The 6,769-nt window shown below is 54.8% G+C and carries 7 protein-coding genes; 3 read left to right on the top strand and 4 right to left on the bottom strand.

The annotated features are described in order from the left end of the window. Positions 1–704, bottom strand: a 704-nt coding sequence (locus GX030_06460; GenBank protein ID NLV92017.1) for a hypothetical protein, incomplete at its 3' end; no start/stop codon positions are given. Positions 705–890: 186 nt separating this feature from the next. Further along, the gene (locus GX030_06455) at positions 891–2,192 is read right to left on the bottom strand and encodes an MFS transporter (protein NLV92016.1); all 1,302 of its coding nucleotides are present in this window, start codon (positions 2,190–2,192) and stop codon (positions 891–893) included. Between the two features lie 227 nt (positions 2,193–2,419). Between GX030_06455 and GX030_06450 the strand changes: the two genes are divergently transcribed. Both GX030_06450 and GX030_06445 read left to right on the top strand, forming a co-directional pair. Further along, the gene (locus GX030_06450; GenBank protein ID NLV92015.1) at positions 2,420–3,277 is read left to right on the top strand and encodes a DUF4111 domain-containing protein; all 858 of its coding nucleotides are present in this window, start codon (positions 2,420–2,422) and stop codon (positions 3,275–3,277) included. Continuing rightward, positions 3,274–3,792, top strand: coding sequence for a hypothetical protein (locus GX030_06445; protein ID NLV92014.1), 519 nt, complete (start codon positions 3,274–3,276; stop codon positions 3,790–3,792). Before GX030_06450 ends, GX030_06445 begins: the two co-directional genes overlap by 4 nt. A 69-nt stretch (positions 3,793–3,861) precedes the next feature. On the opposite strand, the gene GX030_06440 is transcribed toward GX030_06445, so the two are convergent. Next, positions 3,862–4,569 carry a hypothetical protein gene (locus GX030_06440; GenBank protein NLV92013.1) on the bottom strand — a complete coding sequence of 236 codons (708 nt, stop codon included), beginning with the start codon at positions 4,567–4,569 and terminating at the stop codon, positions 3,862–3,864. Between the two features lie 166 nt (positions 4,570–4,735). Here GX030_06440 and GX030_06435 point away from each other — a divergent pair, with 166 nt between their 5' ends. Next, on the top strand, positions 4,736–5,560 hold the full coding sequence (locus GX030_06435) for an AAC(3) family N-acetyltransferase (protein ID NLV92012.1): 825 nt from the start codon (positions 4,736–4,738) through the stop codon (positions 5,558–5,560). A 77-nt stretch (positions 5,561–5,637) separates the two neighbouring features. Here GX030_06435 and GX030_06430 read toward each other — a convergent pair whose 3' ends face one another. After that, complete coding sequence (locus GX030_06430) at positions 5,638–6,669, bottom strand: aminoglycoside phosphotransferase family protein (protein NLV92011.1); 1,032 nt, start codon at positions 6,667–6,669, stop codon at positions 5,638–5,640. Between the last annotated feature and the right edge of the window lie 100 nt (positions 6,670–6,769).

Here is a 6,769-nt window from a genome sequence, read left to right as displayed (position 1 = left end):
TCGTACAACAGTCGATCCCCCAGCAGTGACTCAAACCATTCAATTCCCCTGTCAACTTCCTGGGGGTCGACGGTTTCCATCACCTTGGTGAGAAGCAGCTGGTCAACCTGCCTACCGGTGGTTCCCAAGGTCTTTACCGTCGGAATCAGATGGAAGAAGCCGGTTTCCATTCCCATGGAATGTCCGCCGTAGATTCCAAAGACCTCGTTGCGCATGGTAGTAACGGCTTGGCTGGCTCTGAGCCAGTCAATTACATCGGCAACTGTTTCGGGATCGTCGACATCGCCGACGATGCGGTGGGTGCGGATGCCAGCCTGGCGCAGTGCTCCATCGGTGGCCAACAGCCCGACGTTGCCGGGGAACTTCCCGTTGTTGTTGGACAAGCTTAAGACAGGAATGTCTCTGCCAATGGAGTTGAGGAAGGGCCATGCCAAGAAGGGGAAATTCCAAACGTTGTAGCACATGATTACCTGCTTACAGCCGGCCCTAGATAGCTCCTCGCCCACCCTTTGTGCAATCCGCACATCGGTAATGGTGTCGGAGCCAACGACGATTTCAGGAGCGGTTCCATCGACGTTGACCAGTTCTTGCTTAATTACCTCAGCCCATCGTCGTACCGTCTGCATGTTCAGTTCTTTATTCGGTTCATAAGCGCTGGGACGTTCGTCGTCCATCAAGACCAGTCCAATTGGGGTTGAACGCATAGGTATCCCTCCTAAAGAACCCTCGAAATTGTACTTTGCTTCCTGGTTACCTAACTTCCCCACAAGTGGAATTATCCTCTTTTTCTTCATTGGCTATCTCCAATGAAAAGCACCCCTTCCTCCCGAAGGGGAAAGGGGTGCCTCTTGGTCACGTTAGACATGAACGATATGGTACGACGGTTTGTACTACCCGTTGACTTCCCGCTGCTGTGCCTTGCGGGGATCTTGAACCAGAAAGACAAGCCAAAGGAGAGCTAGGACGTTGGCTGCCAAGGCCCCGATGAAAGTGGCGTTGTAACCAAAGGCTCCTGCCAATGACCCTCCGATGGCAGGGGCTAATAAAGTGATGGGAGCCAACCAGGTATTTAGAATCCCGGCATAGGTGGCCCGCATGGTTTCCGGAGCATATTCCATCACAATCGCCAACCGGGAGACGCCGGTGAAGGCCATCGAAGCCCCCAGGAACAGGAAAGCGGCTCGATACAGGTTCAAGCTGGCCGGGAACAGCGGAAGTGTTACGGCTGTACCACAGGCGAGGGCAGATAAGATAAAATTGACCTTATGCCCGTAACGGTCTGCCAATTGGCCGCAGAAGGTGGTGGCCAGTATTTGCCCCGCGGTCATTAGGATGGTGAAGTGCCCGGCATAGGAAGTGGGCAAGTCTAGACGCTCCAGGCCGGCAACGGTAAAGAAGGCCAAGGCCATGGTTCCTAAGGTGAGCAAGGTCATTGCGATGATAAAGCTGAGAAATCGCCTGTCGGATCTGAAGATTCTCGGCACGTTTTGCCAATAGGTAATAAATCCTCCCGCCAGGGGCGACTTCTTAGCCGGGGGTTCCTTGGTAGCAAAGGCAAAGGTCACCCAACTACAGCCGTAGAAGAAAAAGCTCAGGAGAAACAACAGGGCAAAGTTGGTAGGAAAGCTGCCGGTAGCCAGAACCTTGCTGGACAACCAACCGGCACCCAGACCCAAGAACCCACTGACAAAGGCTCTGGTAGCAAAGAGGCTGCCCCGCCGGTTGTTGGGAATCACTCGGGCGACAAAATCGGTCCAGGCTGCCGCCGACATTCCATCAAATAAACTGGAGGCAAAGATGATCCCTAAAAAGATCCACAGCATTAATGCAGCCTCAACACCCCGGAAGATAAAAACCACCGCAGCGAGAAACAGCCAGGAAGAGCGATGGATTCCACTCATCAGGAGAATATATGGTTTGCGCCGCTCCAGTCTTTCCACGTAACTGGCACTGAGCAGCTGGGGAAGTAGCCAACCAATGGTCAGCAATGAGGGAGTGATCCCGATAATCACCGGTGAAGCACCGAGCTCCCGGGCGAAGGCAGTGAGCACCGTGGCCGGCAATGAGATGTTTGAGGCAATGAAAAACAAGATGCCTTCAATCAAAATTCCATAGTAATTCCGATCCTTCACATAGGCGGTTTCCTCGGTTTCAACCTGGGATGTACGCCTCAGACGGGGCGACATGGCCATGGCTGCAGTCCTCCTAAAAGATTTATGATGAATTTACAAACAAGAAAGTAGTATGCACTAGATATGCACCGATAAGCTTATTCTCTATTTCACGAATTTCAACCTTCTCGCCGAGACAAGAATCGGCTTTGGTGATTGTGTCCGGCAATGGTAAAGAAGGCCAATAAGGACCTGGATGGCCCTAGCTTGCTATCCAGCATCGGTCCCGAGGTCCTGAAGGGAGTGGTATGGTGTCTGGACAAAATTGGGAAAGCTGTGATGACGATGTAAAGTTATTCCTGTTGGATCTAGTGGAAGGACTGAGGAGTCAACTAGGGAGCCAGCTGACTGGGATCTACCTTCATGGCTCCTTGGCCATGGGAAGTTACTACCGCCCCAAGAGCGATATGGATCTAATCGTGGTTGTTAAGAAACCCTTGGGACCTGAATTGGCTGAGGACCTAGGGGTTGCGGTTGCCACCCATGCAATTGGTAGGCCCAGCGTTGGAAGCATCGAGCTCAGTGTGATCACCGCAGAGGTGGCCAAGAAAGTGCCGGTGCCAACGCCCTTTGAGGTGCACTATAGTTCCCAGTGGCACGAGCAAATCCTGCGGCGAGAAATTGACTATACCAAAGAACGCACAGATTCGGATCTGCTATCCCACTTGACCTATGTCCTACAGCGGGGAATCTGCCTGTTTGGGAAGCCCATAGCAGAGGTCTTTGGAGCGGTGGGCTGGGAGCACTTCATGGCTTCTGTTCTGGCGGACTGTCAGTGGATTTTGGAGGGGGATCATATTCTGGAGTCACCCTACTACGGCGTCCTTAACCTTTGCCGTGTTTTGCAGCTATGCAGTGAAGATAGTCAGAGGGTATACAGCAAGGATGAAGGCGGCGAATGGGGGCTGGCACACTTGCCCCGGGAATACCATCCAATCATCCAGCAAGCCCTTGCGGTTTACCGCTCTGCAGATGCGGTAACGGAGGAAGAGAGAGCCACTGGGGGTAGGGATTGGGACCAGGAGCAACTTCTTGCCTTCAGTGACTATGCCCGTTGGCGGCTGGAAGGATTGATGGAATCCTGCCAAGGGGATGGGACAGGATGACGTACCCATTATATATCGTCACTGGAGCGCCGGGGGCTGGTAAGTCCAGCGCTGTGAAGGCCTTTGTCGGTCTTGCCAAGGAGTATATAGCCTTTGATATTGACTGGCTGGCAGTCCCGGCATCTAATCTCTGTGGGAAGGACATCTTTACCGATGCATCGACCTGGCCAGCTTATAACCAGCTCTGGTTTGAGGTCCTGCGTTGCGTTTATCGCAACGGCCTGACTCCCGTGCTCTTTGCACCCATTAGTCCCGAGGACGTTGGGGAGGAGGATCTACCTCGGTGGTGCCGTGGGGTGGAGTGGGCTTTGTTGGATTGCGATGATGCCACTAGGAGGAGGCGGCTGACAGAGAGACCAGACTGGGATGACACAATGATTGCCTACGCCATGGAGGATGCTGGCCTGCTGCGTCGGGCTGTCTCCCGTCGGATCAATACGGCCCTGAAGGATCCCGCTGCAGTTGCGGAAGAGATTTTACGTTGGCTTGAGCAGTCCAGGGCGAAGGTCTTCTAGCGCAACAGCCGGTGGACAAGCCCCTGGCCAACAGCATCGCCGATGGTGCAGAGGAGAGCTCCTTTGAGATTAGTGCTGCTTGATCCTTAACCCAATCTTGTATGCAATGGCCAAAGACATCAGTGGCAGTGCACCGACGATAATATACGTTGACCACCTTTCCTCAACGAACATGCGGGTTTGCCACCAAATCCTGGGCATTGCCAGGACATCCTGCGCTTGCCATACCTCTTTATCCCCAATACAGAAGACATACTTACCTGTGTCCCCCGTGGGATCGAAGACAGCAAGATAGTATGTACCGGTAGTCGGAGCAACGATATTCAGGGCTTGTTTTACCCAATACCGAGTCTGGGTAAAGGGTTCAAACATCACTTTGGGTTTGTCGCCTTGGTAGGCAGCGACCAGGACATCCTCGTCACCCTTGGTGTCGAGGATTTGCTGGTAGTCCTTGTCTTCCGGTGCCGGGTGCAGCTGTGGCCCGATCAGGGCAAAGGCCGGACTGAAATTCTTCAGGCGGTCTAGTTTGGGAATCAGCATCGAGCCAGAGATTCGATCCCCCTTTTTCGCAGTGAATCGGTAGTAGTCGACCTCTCCTGGGTAAGTCAACTGGGAATAGGCGGCCCAGGATATCTTGTGATCTGGGACCACAATGGGTTGGGAACGACTGGCAGGGCCAGAGGTATCTAAGGGTCTATGGGCACAGGCCACCGTCGGTAGGGCCAGTACTATCCCCAGGGCTAGGCAGCAGGCTTGAATGAGCGAAAAACCAGTCATAGAAATCCCTCCCGGTGGGGTTATTATGCCCGGGACTTGGCTGGTAAATCACCGCCAGACCCTATGCCTATACAGGGGAGGTTGTAGGGAAGAGGAAATCGAGGATTCAGAACCTATCAAGGGAAGTTACAGGTAGCAAGGGACGAAGAAAAGGCGGTGATCTGCAATGGCAGAGCTTGTGACGGAAAGAGATATTGCGCTAGCTATAGAGAAGCTGGGCTTGTCGGGCAAGCCCGTTTGTATCCATTCCTCATTGCGCTCCTTTGGCTGGGTGGAAGGGGGAGCCAAGGCAATCATCCAGGGTTTTTTGAACCAAGGCTGCACTATTTTGGTGCCGACCTTCTCCTGGAGGTATGCCGTTCCTCCTCCAGCCGATGATCGGCCCGCTCGAAACGGCTGGGATTACAAGGTATATCCTGGAAGGACCAGTGGGGTCGATTTGATCTTTACCCCTGCCAGCAATGAGTTGGACCGGGAAGACATGGGAGCAATTCCAGAGGCGGTATTGAGCATGCCCTCTCGGGTTCGAGGCAATCATCCTTTGTGTTCCTTTACTGCTCTTGGACCCTTAGCGGAAAGGATAGTGGCGGATCAGCGTCCCCTCGATGTTTATGCTCCCTTTGCAGCGCTGGCTGACGAAAAGGGCTTCGTTGTCCTGATGGGCGTTGGCTTTGACCGGATGACCCTCCTGCATTTCGCTGAAAAGTTGGCGGGACGCAATCTCTTTCGGCGTTGGGCCAATGATTTGCAGGGAAGCCCGATGGCAACGGAAGTGGGCGGCTGCTCCGACGGATTTACTAAGTTCGAAGCGGTCCTATCACCCTTTACGCAGCGGTTAGAGGTGGGAGGCAGTCTGTGGAGGGTACTGCCCGCGAGGCAGGCACTGGACACAGCAACCCAGGCGATCCGAGAGGATCCGGGTATTACTCACTGTGGAGATGCCCAGTGCCAGCGTTGTAACGACGGCGTCCAAGGCGGACCAATTCTCTAAGAGATTGAGACATCAACCAGGGGCACCGCCTTTCGCGTATAGCGCTTGGGTGGTCCCCGGGCTAGTTTCGGGGCTAGTTATATCCTGTCCAATTGAGCCAGGGCAGCCCGCAGGAACTCGTCCCGCCGCTCTGTAGCCCCCGGTACCGTCGGGGCCCACCCAGCCAGGCTTGTGGGGGTATTCAGGGCGGCAACGAGATCCCAGTACGGAAGATTCTCAGCTTCCCTACCGGCTGCCTCTTGCCACCCCTCAAGTGCTTCATGGGCGGCCCGGAGACCGAAATGCAGCGCCCCCTCAAGCCGGAGATTACCTAGATCCACGCCATAGTGGCCGGCGCCTGCCCCTTCCCAGTCGATGATTCCGACGACGGTACCCTTGTCCCACACAGCGTTTTCGATGGCGAGATCGCAGTGGACAAACACCGTCTGGTCAACGGGCACATGGAGCTCTTTGAGTCGTTCCTCTGCTCTTTGGATCAGTGGTGTGGTGTCGATTGACATCAGTTTCTCTCTAGTTCCATCCTCAGACCATCCCGGTCGTTGGCTCAGCACCTCGGTGAGAATTTCCTCCTGCTCGGATGGTGAAGCCGCCTGGTAGCGGGCTGCCCACCGGCGCTCGGTGATGAAGTCTTCCCCCTGCCGGGGACGGGTCCGCAGTGGCAAGTTCGGGCGTGGCGATAGGGGAATGCCATGTAACTTGGCTGCAGCCGCTCCCAGGCTTCGCAGGGAAGTCACGTCCGGGGGTCTAGGAGTACCTGGCAAGGCCGTTGATAGGATTGCTAATACTCCCGTTTCAGTCCCATCAAGATCCGCTGCCAGCAATCGAGGTGCTGGGATTCCGTGCTCCTCGGCAAAGGTGAGGCCGGCAGCCTCGCAGGCAAAGGCCTCCCGCATCGTAACATCGGTAATGCGATAAGCCGAGGTCGCGGCAGGTCCAATCTTCAGTACCGCATCAATGGTTCCGCGCCGGTGTTTGATGCGCAAGAGCCAGGGTCCTCGCTCCTTGGCATTGGCGCGAAGAGCTTGGATCTCGATTATCTTCCCATCGGTATCTACGGCTTTAGCCGCCCATGCTAGAAGGAGTTTCATCGACTGTCCTTCGGGTAACATGCTGGTTCCGATACCTCCTCGATCTGTTACCTAGTGGTCTACGTCCAAGACTGTATGAATTGAGTATCGCCGGGGAAGTTCCTGCAAGGAAATCCAAGAG

It is taken from the genome of Bacillota bacterium, from assembly GCA_012727955.1.
Taxonomy (GTDB): Bacteria; Bacillota; Limnochordia; order DTU087; family JAAYGB01; genus JAAYGB01.
Note: the sequence above shows the minus strand (reverse complement) of the source record. Positions and strands in the feature narration are given on the sequence as shown.